The sequence below is a fragment of the Aeromicrobium sp. A1-2 genome, from assembly GCF_003443875.1.
Lineage (GTDB): Bacteria > Actinomycetota > Actinomycetes > Propionibacteriales > Nocardioidaceae > Aeromicrobium.
The window spans coordinates 1,647,628-1,664,956 of sequence record NZ_CP027482.1 but is presented as its reverse complement, the minus strand read 5'-3'; the positions used below and the strand labels follow the sequence as shown (position 1 = coordinate 1,664,956).

Below are 17,329 nucleotides of genomic sequence, written 5' to 3'. Positions count from 1 at the left end.
TGAATGGGTGTGGGCACTAGCTTTCAGGTTGGCAACGTCGTCGGACATCCTTGCGTAGATGGCTACGGTCGTGTAGGCGCCGTGACGGATTCGCGAGTTCGAGTAGACAGTTTTGAGTCGATCGCCCAGCCAGTTGCCGCGTCAGAGTGGGTTGAAGCCAGCGAGTGCAAACGGCTTCGACTTGCCGTCCAGACTAGAGTCTTTTTTAAGGACGGGCTTGGACATTGGCGTGCTGGCCGAGTCGTCGGTGGCGATCCGCCGCTATATTTCGTGCGACTACCAAACTCGGACTACGACTTAAAGGTCTCGGAAGACCGATTGTTTGTGAGATGGACTAGGCCCGTCTTGAGCCCGCTCGATGTACTCATCGCGCGTGGGAACGAGTCACCTTACTTCCGCGATGCGAGAGCGCCACTGATGAGGTCGCTCGTCGATCAATGGTCCGCGTGCGCAGGGGCAACATCGCTGTTGTCATCAGGTGTGGAGCTCCATTCCCATCAGGTTGCTGCAGCCATGACCGTGCTCGCCGACCCTGTCCAGCGGTATCTGTTGGCTGACGAGGTGGGGTTGGGCAAGACAATTGAGGCGGGATTCGTCATTCGGCAACGTCTTATCGACAAGCCGAATTCTCGGATTGCTGTCATTGCACCTGATGTCCTACGACGCCAGTGGGACGCCGAACTTACCGACAAGTTCTTCGTGGGAGATTTTCCGAAGAAGACACTGCGGATCTCCGCCCATGAGACCCCTGAGCGATGGGCAGAATACGCCGGCTTTGACCTTGTCGTAGTCGACGAGGCGCATCAATTGATTGATGGCGTCACCGAGTCGGCGTCGCCCTACCGAGAACTCGCGTCCCTGTGTCATTCGTCAGAGTCCGTGCTGCTCCTGAGCGCGACCCCCATCATGCGCCGCGAGAGTACTCATCTCGGACTGCTTCATCTCTTGGATCCACACGTCTACCGGTGGCAAGACCTCGAAGGCTTCCGCGCCAAGCTGGCCATTCGAAAAGAACTGGGCAGGGCAGCCTTTTCGATAGATTCCGATCTTCCGTTTCTACTTCCGGACGCGATCGGAGGTGTACTTGCGCTGCTTCCGGAGGATGCCCGGGCAGCTGCTCTAGCCGATAAAATCTTGCTCCGACTGGATGCAGCGGGGGACCTCAGGCCAGGGTATTTGCCGGCAGACCTCAATTGCGATGTCGAAGCCTTTAAGGGTCACCTTTCCGAGACCTATCGGCTACACCGCCGTGTAATCCGCAGTAGAAGAAGCGTGGTGCTTACGGAAACCGCCGACGTCGAAGGTCTCGAGTCAGTGTTCGAGGTGACTGGTCGAGCAAGTGTTGAACTGATTGAATCAACTGGCCATGAGCACTCAGTTGGGCGAGAGGTACTTGGAGAGTGGGCAGATCTCGCCGTTGCCGCTGCCGACAATGGTTACATCGAGGATCTGCTGCCCTACGTGGATCTGCTTTCAGTCCTGACTTCCAAGGTGGGCGGGCCGATCGACGATCTCGTGGCGTGCCTGGAGACGCGATTGCGACTGCCGACCGGAAGGGCGGAAGCGGTTCCGGACTTGCGCGAACAGGAGATTCTTCTCCGGGCTCCGTTACTTGACGGGGAAATGGTGTTCCTTGAGCAACTTCGTGCCGTCGCTTCGACCGATGGCCTGGAGGACCACGTGGCGGCGATGATTCCTGTGCTCCGTGCGAGTAGGCGAGCAATCATCTTTTGTGGCACCGGGGTGTTGGCGCCCGACTTGGCGGCGGTTCTTCGCGGCCGTTTCCCAAGAGCGAAGTTCTATTTGCATTCAGTTCTGCAAGGGTCTGAGGCGTCCGAGCAAGCGATCGCCGAGTGGCGGGACGGTGGTGTGCTGATCGCGGACTCGTCGGCCGAGGACGGTCGCAACCTCCAGGTGGCGGATGCTGTAGTCCACCTTCGACTCCCTAGGACCGCGAACGCGATGGAGCAACGCATAGGCCGAGTCGATCGCTACGGTTCTGGTTCCGCTGCCACACAGCACTTTGTAGGCTCGAATCCAGAAGAACTCGTGTCTGCGCTTGACGTGTGGTTTCTATTCCTTCGGGATGCCTTTGGCGTCTTCAGTCAATCAATATCTGCACTGCAAGACTCGGCCGATGGGTTGACACAGGTGGCTTGGCGAGCCGCGCTTCAGGATCGAACACAGGCGGCCACCGTCGTCCAGGACGAGATCAGTAGTGCGCTGGTTGAGGCGACAAGAGACAACGAACTCATGGATGCTCTCGAGCAGAGCGCCGCATTCGCGTCCGGTCGTCGGAATATTCTCAGGGACCTCCTCCGGGTTGACTTGGAGTGGCGGTCGATCGAGTCTCCGACGATGGAGTTCGTGGCCTCGAAGCAAGGCCTACGTCTGGGCGTAGTTCAGAAACGCGGGGGAGTGATCGAAATAGGCGACTCCAGGGCTGAGCCGCTGATCAGTCCGATCCTGCTCAATCGGATCAAAACCGTCGTGCCAGAAACGCGACGCGGGACGTTTGATCGGTGGGCGGCAATGAAGCAGGTGGGTGCCCGTGTATTCCGTGTTGGGAATCCCCTGATTGATCGATTGTGGGATGTCCTCAGAATTGAAGACCGGGGCCAGGCTTCGGCGCACTGGCGTGTTGATTCGACTGTTGGCACTGACCCCGAGGTTTACCTCGGGATGGATTTTCTCATCGAGGCGGACACGGAAACTGCTGTGGCTCTCACTGACGGGTCCGACCTAGCCCTGCGAGCGGTCGAGCGGCGAGCCAACCAAGCGTTCGCTCCCATCCACGCAACAGTTTGGGTTAACGCACTTTCTGGAGCCGAGGTCCTCGATCCTCGTCGTCTTCGTTGGCTTGAAGCGCCGTACAGAAACTCGCCGGGGGATCGGAATCTGAGCGGTAGTCGCTTCGACGAGCTAGCGTCGATAGTCGGAGGGGAGGACGCACTTCCTTCGGTTCTCGAGTCGGCCGCAAGTTCGGCCAACGACGCACTGATCAAACGAGACGAGATCCAGACTGCACTATCTGAGGCGTCGGATCGTGCGGTTTCGGAGACCGTCGTATTGCGTGCACAGGCGCAAAGCCGAATTGCCGCCGGAAGGCTGGTGAGCGATACGGAAGGGCTGGTCCTCGACCATAGGTTGCTTTCAGCGCTTCGGGAAGGAATCGAGCAACCCACGGTTCGAGTGCTTGCTGTGTCCTGCATAGTTCGTTCTCCGGTAGCGCTAGGTCAGTCATTTGATTAACTTCGACGGTTTCGCGGATCTGCAGGATCGAATCCTGCGATGGCCAGAGATCGCCCCCGAAAATGGACTAGGCACCGGGGCGCAGCGTCGTTCCCGGACATGTCTGGGGGGGCTCATATCCGGGTCGGCAACGTCAACCGACTTCGTATCGCTCGCTCGTCAGGTTCTTCTCGAGGAATCGCTGGTGCAGGGCCGCGCAATGTCGATGCGAGTTCAACGGGCGATTCCGTTCCCCTCGTCTCAGGAATGGTCCGAAGCCCATTGTCGGGTAGCTAGGACGGGCGACCACTTTGAGATTGTCGCGGATGCGTGGTTGCCAGGAATCGCTCCGGACGAGTCGCGGACGGAAGCCACTGATCAGTTGGACGACGTATACCGACTAGGCCAGTCCTCGTCCAGGAGAAGATTGGAAAGTGTCCCGGCCGATCCGTTCTGGTCCGACCTACTCGGATTCTCGGCTTACCAATCATCCGCACAAAAGCAGGCAGCACGTGCCGTCGCATCTAGTTCGCCGGGCGATAGCCTTTTGGTAGTCCTCCCGACGGGCCACGGCAAGACGGCAATCGCTTGGATTCGAATGTTGCAATCGCCCGCCTCGGTCACTGTCGTGGTTGTCCCGACGGTGATTCTTGCGCTCGACATGGAGCGTCGCACCAAAGGCTTCTTCCGTGGAAGGCGAGATGGCAGCCCTTCGGGCCGCTACGCCTATACAGGTGCCCTCGATAGCGCGGTCAAAGAGTCGATTCGGCGCGATATTCGCGAAGGCACACAAAGGATCGTCTTCGCGTCGCCCGAAGCGGTCGTGACTGGACTGAGCGCGTCACTCATCGCTGCAGCAGAAGACGGTGTACTCGGGACACTCGTGATCGATGAGGCCCATTTGGTCGAGGACTGGGGGAGTGAGTTTCGACCGGAGTTCCAGAGCCTGGCCGGGCTTAGGCAGGTGCTTCTTCAGCGGGCCGGCGCCAATGCACCGGTCACGTTGATGCTCAGCGCGACGATCGGCGAGCGCCACCTTCTGACTCTCGAGACACTATTTGCCGGCAGCGATGGTGCGCTGGGGGTCATCTGGGGGTCAGCGCTTCGGACCGAACCGGCGTTCTTCGCGAATTCGTGTCTGGACGACTCGGAACGAGACGGGAGGGTTCTTGAGGCGGTCATGTGTGCTCCACGACCGCTTATCGTTTACACAACTAAGGTCCGCGACGCTGCGGCTATGGCTTCGATGCTTCGTGAGCGGGGTTTGAGTCGCGTCGCCCTAGTCACCGGAGAGTCCACGGAGAGTGATAGGCGCGCGGCTATCGAAGGTTGGCGCGGACAGGCTTCAGATGGTCGCTTGATCGATACGTCGTATGACGTTGTAGTCGGGACGTCTGCGTTCGGCCTTGGGTTGGACTTCTCCGAGGTACGAACGGTGATACATGCCTGCGTGCCCGAAACCCTGGATCGTTTCTACCAGGAAGTTGGCCGCTCTGGGCGCGACGGTCTTCCCTCGATGGGGATCGCCTATTGGACTGACCAAGACTTCCGCACGGCACGAAGCATGTCGCGCACCACTCTCATCTCGCCGAAGAAGGGTTGGAAGCGTTGGGATGTGATGCGCTCGAACGCAACTCAAAAGAGTGCCCGAGTTCTTTCGTTGGATCTGAACAGTTTGCCGCCCTATCTTTCCGAAGGCTTTATGCAGAGTGCTCAGTGGAATCTGAGAACTCTCAACCTCATGGCACGTGCGAAGTTGATCAGACTTAGCCAGGCGGGCCCTCCCGATGCGGTGCCGGGGCAGTCAAGGACCGAACGGGAAGAGGCATTGCAGACCTTCTACAAGGACGCATGGTCCCGTCTGGACGTGACCCTTCTCGATGGCCTCGCCGGCGACGAGGGCCACTGGCGCGAACGTGTAGCGGCCGCAACGGACGTGCTCCGGCGCCTGGAGGAGGAGGGGTTCGCAAAGTTGATTCGAATGACCAACGCAAGCGAGTGCATTGGTTCGACGCTCGCGGCGCATTACAGTCCTCGACGCGGCCTTCTTACAGAACGGGCGTGTCGCGGATGTTCCTGGTGTCGAAGTAATCATCAACTGATCACTGACGGCTTCTATGCTCGGCCTCCTGACCCGGATCCGAACATCAACGGACTCCTCGGGTCAGGGATGCTCCCCCTGCTGTCGAGACCCGAAACTTCGATGGGCGTGTGGTGGAAAGACGTTGCCGATCGTCGCATCAATCTGCCCACTCTGCTGGCATCGATCCTGCGGCGTTGCATACCCGCATTCATAGGTGCGCTCGATGCCGAGGAGGTCCGCAAGATTCAGCGATTGGCCCCCGGACGTCCGATGATCTTCAACGAGAGTGGTGAGTCGCTGTGGACGCAGGAAGGGCCACTCGTCTACGTACACTCGGCGGAGGGCGCCCCGCTTCCGGACGGCCTCGTCGATAGATTCCAAGACGGTCTGCCAACCGTCTATTGCTTCGGCGAGAACCTCAGGGGAATCGACAACCCCGACTTCAATCATGTTGATTTGGTGTCCAACCAAATGTCGTTACGCACAGCACTCGGGAGGTTGTAATGGCGATGTTGAACGCAGGTGTAGGGCAGTTGGTGCTTCCCGAAATCATGTGGGCGATAACTCGATACCTGTCTGGCACTCAAAGTTGTTCTCGTGAGCAACTACTCGAGCGGATAAGTCCGGCCTCACTTCAAATGCGCGACGGGTCCCAGTCGACCCTGCAGTGGATGGTCGGTTTGGGTCTCCTTGTGGATGACGAGAAGGGTGCTTTGAGATTCAGCGGTGCATTCGCGGAAGCGCCGCCTAAAACAGAAACAGCTTTCAAGCGGGGATTAAGGCTTGCTCTTCTCAGCGATCGCGCCAACGAAGGTCTTCTGGACGTTTCAGTGCAGGAACGCGGCGTCGACCTGGTCCGGGGCCTATGTTGGTTGCTTGCCCAGAGCCCTCTTGACACTGTCTGGACCTGGGAGACGGCCCAGTCGCGGGGTGCTCCGGATAGAGGCACGGGGCCAACACTTCGCGGTGTCGACGGCAGAATGATTGTGAACGACAACAGATGGAACATGTTCGTCCACTGGGCGCAATATCTGGGATTCGCTGAGCGATGGACAGTAGGCAGGGGTCTCCGATCGATCAGCGGAGCCGGGCTCATTTCTAACCCCGCGCGCGCAGTGGCTGATGCAATCGCAGTCCTCTGGGCGCCTGGCACCGAGGTGGCGGCAACGGATTTCTGTGGTCAGATTCTGGCCTTCATACCAGTGCTCCCAGGAGGCAGGATTTCTCCTGCATCCGGACGAGTTGACGAAGCATCGGCAGTCTCGATCACCCTGAGCTACGCAATGCTGGTCAACTCGATGGGGTCGCTCATCTCGTTTACGGATAAGTCCGACGCTGGCAGTTCAGTTCTATTGGATTTCGAACGGCGCGGCACTCCTTCGTTCCGCCGCATTTCCTCGGTATCGATCGGCAAGGCATCCAATGGATGAATTCACGCGCTTCACATGCTGGTCCGTCGAGAGTGCACAGCAGACGATTAGCACCGAGGCAGTCAGCCCCTCACGAGGCGTCTTTCTTGCCACCCATGCGCCGTTGGCAATTCGGAGAAGGGCCTTGGTGGACGGCGGGTCCAGCGGTAGAGGTTCGTACGTGACTGAGGCTGATGTGCTCGCGGACTTTGTGTCGCGGGCGACAAACAACGGCGTGCTGCTCCTTCCGGTCATCGGCCAATCGGGAACTGGTAAGTCTCATCTCGTGAGGTGGATCCACGAAAAGCTGGAAGCCTCTCCTCAGATGAAGGTCATCTACCTTCCTAAAACGGCTACTAGCCTTGCGGACGTCGTCTCAAGGTTGCTGCTCGGGAGTGAGGGGGAAGAATTCGACGACTTGCGGCGATCTTCCGAAGGACTTGACACGAACTTCTCTCAGGAACAGCTCGAACGGCGCCTACTCGACAGCCTTGCGGAGGCGTTGGTGCGAGCAGCGCCGAAGACTCCTAGTGAGCGAGCGCTGGTTGGGGACGTACGCGGGTTGTACCTGCTCATGCACGATCCATTCTTCCGCGGGCACTTGCTCCGACCGGGCGCGCTCGTTCCACGTCGGGCCAAGCACCTCCTTGAAGGAAAGGGCCAGGACGAGTCTGAGATCCCTCTTGAATTTCGACTCGAGGATCTGCCACTTGATGTCACCGATGTGACTCACGCTTCGGCTGCCAGTCAAAAGATCTACCGCGTGCTGGCGGCGAATGCAGGCCTTCAGGACGCAGCAGTCCGCCTTCTCAACGATAACCTTGACATCGCAGTGATGGAGGCCGCGAATCTTGGTATTGGCCGCCTCCAGAGGGCGATGCTTCGCATTCGGGAGATTTTGCAGGCCCGTGGTGAAGAGATCATCCTGCTGATTGAAGATTTCGCACTGATCCAGGGTGTCCAGAGGGACTTGCTTGACGCCATCACCGAAACCGGTGTCAAGGATGGCCAAGCCATTTATGCTCCGATCCGGACCATCATGGCGGTTACCAGTGGCTACTTCGATCGCCTTGAGGACACAGTCCGCACGCGAGTAGCGGCCAGCGTTCCCCACGCGTACGACCTCGACATTCAATTTGGCGAGGACGTATCGGACGCTGCGATTTCAGACTTTGTGGGACGCTACCTGAACGCGGCTAGGACGGGACGCCATGCGCTGGAACTCGGGGAGAGGAACGGCAGCGTCCCGAATGCCTGCGGCGCGTGCCGGTTCGAGGACGTGTGTCACACATCGTTCGGCACCTCAACTGAAGGGTTTGGCCTCTACCCGTTCAACGCCTCGGCACTGATCCGAAGCGTCCGCTCTCGCACGTCAAATGGGCAAGGACGTGCGTTTAATCCGAGGACTGCGCTTGGTGGGGTACTCCGCCACGTTCTTGTCGAGTTCCACGACGAGATCGAATCGGGCGACTTCCCCAGTACTCGGTTCCGCGAGGACTTTCCTACTTCAAATCACGTCTCGGGACTCTCGACCAGTGTGCAAACGCAGATTGAGGAACTTGATCATGAAGAACCGGACCGGCGCAAACTGCTCCTAGAGTTTTGGGGCAACGGGCCAAACGAGTTGACGAATCTCGCACGAGGGATCCATCAAGCGTTTACTCTTTCGCAACTGGATGTAGAAACCACCAATCCGAATCCGCCACCTCCCGCTCCGGGGCTGGTAGACGAACCAGACTCTCCGGTACCGAACGCGCTACAGAAAAAGTTGCAGGTCGTGGAGGACTGGGCGTCACGAGGCGGTGCCCTTCCCCAAGATATTGAAGCCAGAATCAGGATCATCGTCCGCGCCGCAGTCATCGAGCAGGCACGGTGGACGGATCCGCTGGCCAAAGAGCCGGCTGTCGCTGTGCTTGACCGTGCGTGGCCCAAGACCAACTCTCTGACGATCCTGATCGAAGGTTCGCGGGGAGCGGACCAGTTGGGAGAAGGACACAAAGCCCTCATCGAGTTCAAGCGAAACGGCACTAACGCACAGTTCTTCCAAGATCTCCTTAGAGTGAACGAGGGCATTGATGGCGTCAGCGTGGAGTCGCTCGCGCGTCTGGACCACCTTGCTCAACAGCACGCGGCCGCTCTTCAACAGATGGTGGTTCGCGAGAGATCCGCTGAAGAGAGTCAACTCCAGGCGGCTGTGGAGGTCTCGTTCAGAGGCGCGATGATCGCAGGTCGACTGGGGTTGAAGCCTTCGACCGATGACATTCTCAGCGCCGTATTCGACGATGGAATCGGCTGGCGCCGGGCGGATGCCAACCTCCGAATTCCTGCGTGGCAAGCGCAGTCTGCCAGGCATCTTCAAGAACGGCCTGCCTTCATTTCTGATCTGCGCGACAGAGTAGGCATAAGCCAAGGAAAGACTGGCAGGGTTCAAGCGATCGATGCGGCGCGCGTACTGCCGCTCGTGCGACGCATTGCGAAGAACCAACTCTCGGAATGGTCACAAGAGAGTATCCCGCTTTGGGCACGCAAGGCCGCTGCAAGTATCCGCACGATCGAGGCCACCGTTGATGATCAGTTGCGGTCACTAGAGACGATGGCGAGTTCCATCCGAACGATGTTCCATCAGGGTGAGACCCTGAGTGAGGTGGTCGCTGCTCTAAACGGTGCCTACACCGCCGCTGTGCCAGGTGGACTACTAGCTGCCGCTCCGGATTTGATCGAGAACGACATCAGTCGATTGTCCAAGGTCGACGGCGCCAGTATCACGCGACTGGAGCGGGACCTCTCTACTGCCCGCGACGACCCATCGGCAGCCTTCTCAGTCGCATGTGTGGACCGTGGGATGGACCTGATCGAACTGGAGTCAGCGCTCGGACGCAGTTCTGGGTGGCTGCACAACGGCCTGGATCGCGCCCGGCAAGGTCTTGGGGGATCCGGAAGTTCTGCGACGTCGGATTTGGAACATTTGCTCAACGACTGGCGTGCACTTGCGAAAGGTGTCTCAGATGCCTGAATCCGAGTCGATCCTTCATCTCGCTCGTCGTCTGGCGGCCGACTCTCGCGAGATCGCAGCAGCGTCACAGGCCAACAACGAGACCTCAGCAGCGCAGCAGCGAATCGATGAGATCAGAGTGACCATTGCGGAGATGAAGAATGTCCAAAGGTCTTTGCGTGCTCTAAGGAATGTTGGAGGAATTGACATCAGTTTCGGTTCGGCGATCGCTGCGGAGTTTTCCAGGTTCGAGTCAAATGCAAGCGCAGGCTTGCCCTCGGCGCTGACGATCAGACATGCAGATCGCAGACTTCAAGGCATCCGAAGTAGGGCCGTTGAGGACCTTCTGCGCAATTGGGACGCTTGGGCAAGTTCCCGGATCGATGAACTGCCGATTGCGAAGGTGGCCTTCCTCGAGGCTGCAGATCGTACGGACGTCAACAGAAGTATTGAGCAACTTCGCCAACTGAGGAGGCAGAAGCCGCCAAGCCTGTCAGACATCAGTCTGTTCAAACGGGCTCACGATCGAATCCTCGAGAGTCTCGACGCGCTCCCGGATGGTGATGACGACGTCCTCGAACTGGTTGAACGTTTGTCACTAGGCGGGATTCATTTGGCGGACCTCTCCACACAAGAAGTTGAGACCCTTCGCTCCTCTGCTGAGATTGCCCGCCAGGTGACCCTCGTGTGGGGCGCATCATGAGTACTGAGATTGGGTCCGACCTCGCGAATGTTTTGCTAAGCGCCGTCGAGGACCTCGAACTTCCTCTCTTGCAGTGGGGTATGACTGATGTGTCGACCCCAGAGAGTGACGTCCTCGACACCCTTGACCAGTGCCTTGTGTCTCGGAATGAGTTCGGCCTCAGCGCTGACGAGGCGCTCGAATGGTTGACGGAACGCGGATATGTCCACCACGTCCCGGCAACGACCCCTCGCTTCTTTCGTTCCCGCCTCGCTGAAGCACTCCGGCTGACGGTCTCATTGCGTCAACTCTTTCCAAGATCTGCGACGGCCGAAGGCTGGTGGAACTCGGGGAAGGAACTTGTCAGTGACTTCAGACTCGACGTGCGATCGCGCCTGTACCCGAAACGCAATCTCAACCTTCAGGAGGTGATGACACGACTCAATGAGAAGTACGAGTTGTCGGATGTTGAACGTCAGGTGGCCGACGCCTTGATCGGTGAGTTCAGACTCTCCAAATTTCAGGAAGACTCATTGCGAGCGATCTACGGAGCGAGTCGCGCCCGCGTATCTCGAGCTGTTGTCATCGGAGCAGGCACGGGTAGCGGAAAGACGGTGGCATTCTTCTTGCCAGCGTTCTCGATCGTGGCGTCTGAGACAGGCACCGGATCGACGTCTACCGCCTGTCTCGCGATCTATCCGAGAAACGAACTCCTCAGAGACCAAGCCTTTGAGGCTCTGAATGCCGTTGAGCGCATCAATCCAGTCCTCTCGAGAAGCGGTAGAAGGGAGCTCCGTTTGGGAGTTCTCTACGGATCCACGCCGTGGGATTCAAAGAGTCGATTCCATTTCGACGCGAAACCGGGCAACGGCAGTTGGCGGCGTGTTGGTGCGGGTCATGTGGTCCCGTACTTCCCGTGCACAAACTGCGGCAGTGACCTCGTTTGGCGCGATCAGGATCGATTGGTCGGCACCGAAATCTTGTACTGTTTGGAGTGTTCGCACGAAGTCACCACAGTCGCGCTGACTCGCAGGACGATGGCCGCAACTCCGCCAGACTTCCTGTTCACGACAACTGAGATGATGAGTCTCAATTCGACCAGTCGAGATCTTGGAAAGTTGCTGTCCTGGACAGACTCCAAGGCGCCGAGGTTTGTCTTGTTCGATGAGGCCCACACGTACAGTGACGTCCACGGGGCCCAGGTGGCCCTGATGATTCGACGTTGGACTCAGGCGCTTCGGTCGCGGGGTCAGCGCGCCCCCGTTTTTGTTGGCCTCAGCGCCACCCTCCAAGACGCGCCGCGCTTCTTCTCATCTCTGACCGGTGTTCCTGAGAACCTGGTCGAGTACATTGAGCCTTCCGCGACTGAACTTGAGGCCCGGGGGCGGCAGTATTCAGTTGTTGTGCGAAGCAGTGCCACCTCCGGAGCGGGCGTCCTGTCTACAACTATTCAGGCCGCGATGTTGTGGGGCCGAATCATGCAACCGCTAGGCGACGGCGGCATCTTCGGTTCCAGAGGATTCGTCTTCACAGACGATCTCGACGTCACCAATCGACTGTTCAACGATCTGCGGGATGCCGAGGGCGAGCAACAAAAGAGCCGTAGCGGACTGCAACGGGTAGCCCCGTTGGCGTCCCTCAGATCTCGATCGGCAAGTTTGCATTTATCTCGATATCGAGCCGGCCAATCCTGGGATCTCGTCGAAGAGATCGGACATCGGTTGGATGAAGCACAACCGGGCACGGCTCTGCGTATTGGAAGAACCAGTTCGCAGGACACCGGCGTGAATGAGAGCGCAAGCCTCATCGTTGCCACCTCGGCGTTGGAAGTCGGCTTCAACGATCGCCAACTCGGACTGGTCCTGCAACACAAAGCGCCCAACAACGGAGCGGGCTTCATCCAGCGGATGGGACGCGCGGGGCGAACGGCGGAAATGAGGCCCGTCACCGTTGTGACGCTCTCCGACTTCGGTCGAGACCGTCAGGCGTACATGGCCTACGAAGATCTGTTTGATCCGTACGTCGCAGCAAAGCACCTACCGCTAGGTAATCTGTATGTGCTGAAAATTCAAGGAGCGCACGCACTGCTGGATTGGCTCTCGCTGAACGCCTCGATGACGGTCGATAGTCGATCCGTTCTCAAAGTGCCACGCAGCGCGGCGACCACGATTTCTACGGGTCAGAGGGTTATCGTCGGACTCCTGGAGCGCCTTCTTGACGAGGAATCCGAACAGGATCGACTCGCCAACTACCTAGTTGAGCGACTCCAAATCACCCAATCTGAGGCCACTGAGATCCTGTGGTCTGAGCCGCGATCGTTGTTTCTCAGTTTGATACCGACCATGGTTCGGAGGCTCAAGACCAACTGGTTGCCTGTCGAGCAGGACCCCAGCGCGCGACCGGGCGCGCTTCTCCCGGAATTCATCACCGAGGCATTGTTCGGACCGCTCAGCGTCCCCGATGTGTCACTTCACCTGCCGTTCGGCGACAGACAACCTGTGATGGACATTGCTGGCGCGCTGCGCGAGTGTGCCCCGGGGCGTGTGAGCCGACGCTTTGGATTCGGTTCGGCGTATGAGCGTGCCTGGGTCGACCCGGGCGAACACGATCTGCTGGCTTTGGAAACATTCGTCACGGCAGGCAGACCCGAAGGCGAGTGGACGGTCGACGGCAACCTGTATCAAGTGTTGCGGCCACTCGACGTCGAGTTGGTCGAACCTGATGGAGACGTACTCGATTCGTCGAACGGGAGTCCGGTATGGCGCACTGCGATTGAGCGGGGTGAGCACAGCAAACTATCAGCAGTTGTCCCTGAACAAGACTGGCTGAGATGCATCTCGAAGTTAGCGTTCGACACTCACGCCGCAGGCTCACCGGTTCTTGTTCGGCGATTCGCGATTGGCTCGCGCTATCAGATCAATCTCCGCAGTGGAGGAGGTAGGACCCGTCGAACGATTGGGTTTACGGCTGATGGCGAGCCTGCTGCTCTCGGCTTCTCGCTCGAAGCGGACGCCCTTGTAGCGACGGTCACCATGCCAGACCTAGGTGATACCGGGTTCCTGACCTATGCAACATCCGGGCGGTGGCGAACCGCGGTCTTCGGCTACCTGATCGCGACTGACGAACGGCTGGAGCAAGACGTCGACGACTTCCAGCGAGAGTGGATACGGCAAGTGTTTCTGACGCTCATGGCCGTTGAGATGTCGGGATCGACTGCGACTCCGGCAGGTGCTGCTGCGGCACTGGCAGACGGAAAGTGGGCACGCAACCTCGCCGAGACGATCGGCGGCCTCTATCGGTCGACTGAGGACGACTCAACCGAGACCCCGCAAGGCGTTTTGATCGATCGATTGCAAACCCTTGCGTCGATACCGATCGTTCGGACTGCAGTAGACGAGGCGGCCGAGGTACTTTGGGTGGATCGCCCTGCCACAGATCCACTCGTACGAAAAGCATTCAGGGACACGGTGGCGGCGGCGTTCAAGGCTGCAGTTATGGGAACTGTGCCGACGGCGATGGACGGGGACCTGGTCGTCGACGTCGACCAAAACGATCCGCTTTCTGAGTCGTTCCAGATCGTGGTGTCTGAGACTTCTAGTGGCGGCCTTGGGGTCATTGAAGCAGTGGCGACATCGGTTTCTGTCGATCAGAACAGGTTCTGGGCGCTTTTGAGAAGCGCCTTTGGGCCTACCGAGAACGAGGCGAACGACAGCACCCTTCGCAGAGTGCTAAGCGATATCGCATCACGGCCCGGAGGCGACATAGCTTCTGCATTGACAGTGTTGAGAGACCAGCAGTCGTCCTTATCATTGTCTACTCGATTTGACGGGTTCCTAGCGGCCTGGGAGCGGCTTGACGGGCCGCCGCGTCATGGTGCCGTAGCGGCCTTCAATTCCCGACTAAACCGGGCAGGTGGCAACCGGGATACAGATCTCCTTCTCTTTGAACTAGTCACGAGGTGGGCCGCTCTGGAGGAGCGATGGAGCATCGACGTCGAAGCGCGAACTTTCGCCTACCTCGTCGCAACCAACAAAGTGACTGTGCCCGGGTCGTCCGGGCTAAGCCTCGATCAGATCTACTCTCTATTGTGGGAGCGCGGTTCCTACTCGAGATCCAAAGCCCTCGACCACTACAACCCATACGCCAAGGACGTCCTGATCGACAGACTCCTCGCAGCGAGCATCCTCGGAGAGGACGTTCGACGAATTCGCGTCGACACGGTCGGCTGGGTGGACTCTGTGACGGAAGCGTTGGCCCAGTTCGCGGAGGTCGATATTGCCTGCAGCACGAGCGCTCGCAGGGACGGTGCTGCAGCGCTGAGGCGACTGCTCGCGACGGCCGTCGACCGAGGCGCCCTTCGCCTCTATCCGTCCGTTTCGAGAGTTGAACGAAGCGGCGATGAAATCATCATCCGGATTGTTCTGGGTGAGGTAGTCGCATGACTAGATTGATACGATCGATTCGGTCCAGCCGCCAAAACACAGGGGTCGTCGGGCTAGTCGAGGCCGTGTTGACATCGGAACTACTTGAGGCGAGTGAGGAGATCTGGCTAATTTCGCCCTGGATCTCAGACGTGCGAGTGCTTGACAACAGCGCGCGAGCCTTCGACGATTTCCTACTTGACCCGGCAAGCAGAGGGTATCGCCTGTCAGAGATACTCTCGATGCTGGCGACTCGAGGGACAAGACTGCGCGTCGTGACTCGGAACGACGAGCACAACGATACCTTCGTCAGTCAGTTGGAGCGGGGCTGCACGGCCTTCGATTTGCGGGTCACGCGTCATGATGATCTTCACGAGAAAACAATGTGCGGCGAAGATTGGGTCATCTCCGGATCGATGAACTTTACATACAACGGACTCCTCCGCAACGACGAGGCCACGACATTTACTTGGGACGTTCCGACGGCGGCGAGTGCGCGCCTCGAGTTCCGTCAACGATGGGGCCGTTGATGCTCAGTAAGCCAGAGTTCGTGGAACGGTTCTTCAGCGGGAGAAATGTCGCTTGGGAGGGCCTCGATCCCAGTTCGCCGGCCGGCCAAAGAATTGCAATGTACCTCAGTGCCCTAGGGGACGAGCGGGTCGAGCAGACGGTGATTCTCCCCTATCAAGCGGGCAGCGGGCAACCAGTGGATGCGTACGTCATGTGTCCTCGTTCTGAGACTACGAAGACGGCGACGTATCTTCGTTCATTCGTCGGTTCGAGTTTCGGGGCGTTCGACGGGAAGGTCTCCACGCTCAGAGGCGACGATCCGTCACAAAAGGCGATCCTCGAGTTCGACCCTCTCGCGCGCGTGTTCATTCTTCGCTTCCGTCGCGACCGACAGGCTGCGGGCTGGACGCAACTTAGACGATTGGCTGCGTTGCTTACCGAATCGCAGTCCAGGGAGGGTCAGCAGCAACAACGCGGTGTCGCCCGTCTCCTCACAGACTTTCAGGTTGCTTTAGCGTCCGGACTCTCGTCGGAATCCGGACTATTGCTCGAGGAGATCGGGGCGCTGGGTGGGTTGTCGGGCTTCAATCTGAGCTACCTGAAGATCGATCGGCTGAGTCGTCTGGGGAGGATGGATGAGTTGCGACGCCTTCCCGAGATCATCGACGTGGTCTCATCGAACGCTCCATTGGCAGTGTGCGCGGACGTCACGCACGCTTTCCGCACAACTGACCTGCCCGAGAATCTGAATGCCGACACCCTCCCCGACGCGCTCGCCAAGATTGAACAATCAGAATTAGACCTCCAGCGCCTGTTCTGGCACGGAGACGTCAACTTCTCGCCGAGCGGCAGACTTCTCGCTGGTCTCCTCGCGCACCATCGTGGAGACTCGCGAAGCCTCACTGCTATCAAGTGGGAAGCAGACGAAGTCGCGTACGCGGCCTTGTTTGGTCTAAACGACGCCTCTGAGAGGACGCCCAGCCCGGAGGTCGCAAGCGTCGAGTCGGAGAAGTGCGAACCGGCGTCGCCTGCCCAGGATGAAGTAGTCGAGACGAGCGAATCCGTTGTCGCCAGCTGGACTGACTGGATTCACGCACTGCGCCTCGGGGGGGCGCGCAACGTGTTCGGGTCTCTTGAGTGGCAGGAGTGGACTCCTCCAGCGGAGTCCGACGAACAGATTGCCCAATTGCTAGGTGGCCTGACCGATGCTGAGTCGGAGATGATTTGGCGCCTCGTCGGACCACTCGTCGACTCAGACGACTATGGACAACCCGCTTGGAGGTCCGCGCGCGCGCTGATCGAGATGGGTTTGCTCTTCGAGTTCTTCAGACCGGCAGATCTCAGCGGGATCACCGCACTGCTCGATATCTACCTACGAGGTGCTCCCAGCGCCCGTGACTACGGTGGATTGCTGAGTGCTATCGCGGCGGAGGCGCCTCGATGGGTCGGTGCGGAGCGAGCAGTGCTAGCCCTTGATCTCGTAGACGTTCTCGCCCGCTCGTCGTCGCCCGACACCCATGCGAGAACAGCGTGCGCCTGGTCGATACTAGCTCCGCTCAACGCACACGCGGTCAGGCTCGATGACGACCTTGCGCGCTTCGCACTATCGCTTTCTTCGGAACTGAGCGTGGCCCTGGAGTGGCCAACCCGGGCTGACGAGGACGCTTCAACCAACGAGGTACTCGGAGGGACGGGCACTCTTCTCATCTATTCTCTGGACGAAGCAGTGCTTCGCCGTACGAAGGCGCAGGTTGAAGTACTTGCGCCGGGAGTCACTATTCGAACGAGCCACGACAAGGTGGGTAGCGAGCGACTTCGAGCCTGGTGCCGAAGCGCCGATGCAGTTGCAATGGCAACGAGATGCGCAAAGCACGCAGCGACGGGATTCATCCAGACACACAGGCGCGCTGATTCTGCTCTATTCGAGGCCGACGGCGCTGGGTCAGCCTCGCTCTTGCGCGCTGCTGTGAGCGCGCTTGACCAAATTAGATCCTGACCGAG

At 59.0% G+C, this 17,329-nt stretch carries 8 protein-coding genes; all 8 read left to right on the top strand.

All coding sequences use genetic code 11. From position 1 onward, the window contains the following. The first annotated feature begins 3 nt into the window (after positions 1 to 3). Genes dpdE through dpdD form a run of 8 tightly spaced genes read left to right on the top strand, consistent with a single transcriptional unit; the run spans position 4 to position 17,324 of the window. Positions 4 to 3,252 carry a protein DpdE gene (dpdE, locus tag C6I20_RS08035; protein WP_118395479.1) on the top strand — a complete coding sequence of 1,083 codons (3,249 nt, stop codon included), beginning with the start codon at positions 4 to 6 and terminating at the stop codon, positions 3,250 to 3,252. After that, positions 3,245 to 5,818, top strand: coding sequence for a protein DpdF (gene dpdF / locus C6I20_RS08030; RefSeq protein WP_305765017.1), 2,574 nt, complete (start codon positions 3,245 to 3,247; stop codon positions 5,816 to 5,818). Before dpdE ends, dpdF begins: the two co-directional genes overlap by 8 nt. Next, positions 5,818 to 6,744: a protein DpdG gene (dpdG, locus tag C6I20_RS17090; protein WP_371682664.1), complete on the top strand. Its 927-nt coding sequence runs from the start codon at positions 5,818 to 5,820 to the stop codon at positions 6,742 to 6,744. Before dpdF ends, dpdG begins: the two co-directional genes overlap by 1 nt. Then, positions 6,737 to 9,736 (top strand): protein DpdH, encoded by a 3,000-nt coding sequence (gene dpdH / locus C6I20_RS08025; protein WP_118395477.1) that lies wholly within the window; start codon positions 6,737 to 6,739, stop codon positions 9,734 to 9,736. Before dpdG ends, dpdH begins: the two co-directional genes overlap by 8 nt. Next, positions 9,729 to 10,418, top strand: a complete 690-nt coding sequence (locus C6I20_RS08020) for a hypothetical protein (RefSeq protein ID WP_118395476.1) — start codon at positions 9,729 to 9,731, stop codon at positions 10,416 to 10,418. Before dpdH ends, C6I20_RS08020 begins: the two co-directional genes overlap by 8 nt. Beyond that, positions 10,415 to 14,839, top strand: a complete 4,425-nt coding sequence (gene dpdJ, locus C6I20_RS08015) for a protein DpdJ (RefSeq protein WP_162891213.1) — start codon at positions 10,415 to 10,417, stop codon at positions 14,837 to 14,839. Before C6I20_RS08020 ends, dpdJ begins: the two co-directional genes overlap by 4 nt. Further along, positions 14,836 to 15,348, top strand: coding sequence for a phospholipase D-like domain-containing protein DpdK (gene dpdK, locus C6I20_RS08010; protein ID WP_118395474.1), 513 nt, complete (start codon positions 14,836 to 14,838; stop codon positions 15,346 to 15,348). Before dpdJ ends, dpdK begins: the two co-directional genes overlap by 4 nt. Next, positions 15,348 to 17,324, top strand: coding sequence for a protein DpdD (gene dpdD, locus C6I20_RS08005; protein ID WP_162891211.1), 1,977 nt, complete (start codon positions 15,348 to 15,350; stop codon positions 17,322 to 17,324). Before dpdK ends, dpdD begins: the two co-directional genes overlap by 1 nt. Positions 17,325 to 17,329: the final 5 nt, after the last annotated feature.

Coding starts and splice junctions, on each gene's coding strand:
- dpdJ (WP_162891213.1), top strand. CDS start 10,415: ATGAGTACTGAGATTGGGTCCGACCTCGCGAATGTTTTGCTAAGCGCC.
- dpdD (WP_162891211.1), top strand. CDS start 15,348: ATGCTCAGTAAGCCAGAGTTCGTGGAACGGTTCTTCAGCGGGAGAAAT.
- dpdH (WP_118395477.1), top strand. CDS start 6,737: ATGGATGAATTCACGCGCTTCACATGCTGGTCCGTCGAGAGTGCACAG.
- C6I20_RS08020 (WP_118395476.1), top strand. CDS start 9,729: ATGCCTGAATCCGAGTCGATCCTTCATCTCGCTCGTCGTCTGGCGGCC.
- dpdK (WP_118395474.1), top strand. CDS start 14,836: ATGACTAGATTGATACGATCGATTCGGTCCAGCCGCCAAAACACAGGG.
- dpdE (WP_118395479.1), top strand. CDS start 4: ATGGGTGTGGGCACTAGCTTTCAGGTTGGCAACGTCGTCGGACATCCT.
- dpdG (WP_371682664.1), top strand. CDS start 5,818: ATGGCGATGTTGAACGCAGGTGTAGGGCAGTTGGTGCTTCCCGAAATC.